Origin of the sequence: Acinetobacter sp. YH12200, from assembly GCF_013418175.1 — a bacterium.
Lineage (GTDB): Bacteria > Pseudomonadota > Gammaproteobacteria > Pseudomonadales > Moraxellaceae > Acinetobacter > Acinetobacter pseudolwoffii.
Genome location: NZ_VPCO01000058.1, coordinates 1 through 2,525, shown reverse-complemented (window position 1 = coordinate 2,525; position 2,525 = coordinate 1). Strand labels below are relative to the sequence as shown.

At 38.2% G+C, this 2,525-nt stretch carries 3 protein-coding genes and 1 pseudogene; 1 reads left to right on the top strand and 3 read right to left on the bottom strand.

What is annotated here, in order from left to right; genetic code table 11:
• Positions 1–207 precede the first annotated feature (207 nt).
• From FTU90_RS15795 to FTU90_RS15785, 3 genes are all read right to left on the bottom strand, one after another.
• Positions 208–498 carry an addiction module antidote protein gene (locus FTU90_RS15795; protein ID WP_060875721.1) on the bottom strand — a complete coding sequence of 97 codons (291 nt, stop codon included), beginning with the start codon at positions 496–498 and terminating at the stop codon, positions 208–210.
• 1 nt (position 499) lies between these two features.
• Entirely contained in the window at positions 500–796 is a 297-nt protein-coding gene (locus tag FTU90_RS15790) for a type II toxin-antitoxin system RelE/ParE family toxin (RefSeq protein ID WP_005175534.1), read from the bottom strand.
• Between the two features lie 440 nt (positions 797–1,236).
• Positions 1,237–2,327 (bottom strand): IS4-like element ISAba1 family transposase gene (locus FTU90_RS15785; protein ID WP_085940648.1). Its coding sequence is split into 2 segments (ribosomal slippage): positions 1,237–1,787 and positions 1,787–2,327, totalling 1,092 coding nucleotides; the frame shifts between segments, so codons are not numbered across the junction.
• 89 nt (positions 2,328–2,416) lie between these two features.
• Here FTU90_RS15785 and FTU90_RS15780 point away from each other — a divergent pair.
• Positions 2,417–2,525 (top strand): annotated as a pseudogene (locus FTU90_RS15780) (dihydropteroate synthase); the annotation flags it as partial.

The window sequence follows — 2,525 nt, the reverse complement described above, 5'->3', positions numbered from 1 at the left end:
AGAATAAACGTTCCCGTGCCAAGAAAAGTATGCCGAGCCGTAAAGCTCAGAAAGCTGTTATTGAACAAAGAAATTTAAATCCTGTGCTTGACTCTTGTGGTTAAAAACAGGACATTTTAAATGGTTTTTCGCATAGACATTTTAATTGGTGAATAACACAAAAATGGGAGCCATTAGCTCCCATTTTTACTATATTTTTTTAAGGTCTTAGGCATGTTGTACTGTGAGTTTTAAGCCTAAAGCATTCACTACACGATTAATGGTATCAAAACGTGGTGCTGAATCATGACGTAGGGCTTTGTAGAGTGCCTCACGCCCAATCCCTGCTTCTTTAGCAATTTGAGTCATGCCACGAGCTTTAGCAATAACACCAAGTGCATGGGCTAATTCAGCTGGATCATTATCTTCAAGAACCATATTGAGATACATCACAATGTCTTCTTCAGTTTTGAGTGACTCAGCCATATCAAAACTTGGTAAATCAGCGACTTTAACCATTTTAATCCTCCAATGTTTTCGATAATTTGACTGCACGATCGATGTCTTGTTGTTGAGTCGATTTATCTCCTCCACCAAGCATTACAATCACTACGTCACCATGTTGGATGTAATACATTCTCCATCCAGCACCGAAGAATTCTCTCATTTCCCAAACGCCATCTTGGAGAGGCTTAATGTCTCCCCAATTTCCACGTTGAACCTTATCTAATCTACGATTCAGGCGAATACGGGTCATATTGTCTTTAATGCCATCCAACCATTCATCAAATTCTGGCAGACGTTTAATTTCAATCATGAGGATTCCTTATCTTCTCACTATATTGTATTCGATCGAATACAATATGCAAGTAATCTATACGAACATTCATTAATTTCGTATAACCGCCATTATGTTAAATGGGGCGGATTATTCTCATTAATGATCCCCACTCTATTGTAAACAAGACATTTTTATCTTTTATATTCAATGGCTTATTTTCCTGCTAATTGGTAATACCATGAAAAATACCATGCTCAGAAAAGGCTTAACAATATTTTGAAAAATTGCCTACTGAGCGCTGCCGCACAGCTCCATAGGCCGCTTTCCTGGCTTTGCTTCCAGATGTATGCTCTTCTGCTCCTGCAGCTAATGGATCACCGCAAACAGGTTACTCGCCTGGGGATTCCCTTTCGACCCGAGCATCCGTATGAGACTCATGCTCGATTATTATTATTATACTCTGTACACGACAAATTTCACAGAACCCTTATCCTATCAGGATTCTGCTTTCTTAAAATTGCCAAAATTTCCTTAAACTCTTCTTTTTTCCCAAAACCAATTAAACGCTGAATCGCCATTTGAACATAGTCTAAACCATAGCGAAATAAACTCATTGAGAGTCGTCCATGCTTCTTTATTTTTATCGCTTTTTTTTGATTATGTTGCCATTCACCCGTTAAGTAACACCAACAGAAGCTTATAGCTAACACCGCAATCAATTTTTTCACTCGTCTAGGGTCTGTCAAGCGCGTATTTTCAAGATTAAACCCGCGTCCTTTGAGACAACTGAATAAGGTTTCAATTTCCCAGCGTAATGCATAATCCTGAATAGCATTGGCATTAAACTGAGGAGAAACGACGAGTAAAAGCTCTCCATTTTCTAACTGTAGTGCACTTATATATAGTTTCACCCGACCAACCAAAATCCGTCGTTTACGACATTCAATTTGACCAACTTTAAGATGGCGAAATAAATCACTAATTTTATGATTCTTTCCTAAATGATTGGTGACAATGAAGTTTTTTTAACACGAATGCAGAAGTTGATGTCTTGTTCAATTAACCATGTAAACCACTGCTCACCGATAAACTCTCTGTCTGCGAACACATTCACAATACGGTCTTTACCAAAAATGGCTATAAAGCGTTGAATCAAAGCAATACGCTCTTTCGTATCTGAATTTCCACGTTTATTAAGCAATGTCCAAAGGATAGGTATCGCTATTCCACGATAAACGATTGCGAGCATCAGGATATTAATATTTCGTTTTCCCCATTTCCAATTGGTTCTATCTAAAGTCAGTTGCACTTGGTCGAATGAAAACATATTGAAAATCAACTGAGAAATTTGACGATAATCAAAATACTGACCTGCAAAGAAGCGCTGCATACGTCGATAAAATGATTGTGGTAAACACTTGATGGGCAAGGCTTTAGATGCAGAAGAAAGATTACATGTTTGCTTTAAAATAATCACAAGCATGATGAGCGCAAAGCACTTTAAATGTGACTTGTTCCATTTTAGAGATTTGTTTAAGATAAGATATAACTCATTGAGATGTGTCATAGTATTCGTCGTTAGAAAACAATTATTGTGACATTATTTCAATGAGTTATCTATTTTTGTCGTGTACAGAGATTATTATAGAAGCCCCCATGAATAAATCGCTCATCATTTTCGGCATCGTCAACATAACCTCGGACAGTTTCTCCGATGGAGGCCGGTATCTGGCGCCAGACGCAGCCATTGCGCAGGCGCGTAAGC

Coding starts and splice junctions, on each gene's coding strand:
- FTU90_RS15795 (WP_060875721.1), bottom strand. CDS start 498: ATGGTTAAAGTCGCTGATTTACCAAGTTTTGATATGGCTGAGTCACTC.
- FTU90_RS15790 (WP_005175534.1), bottom strand. CDS start 796: ATGATTGAAATTAAACGTCTGCCAGAATTTGATGAATGGTTGGATGGC.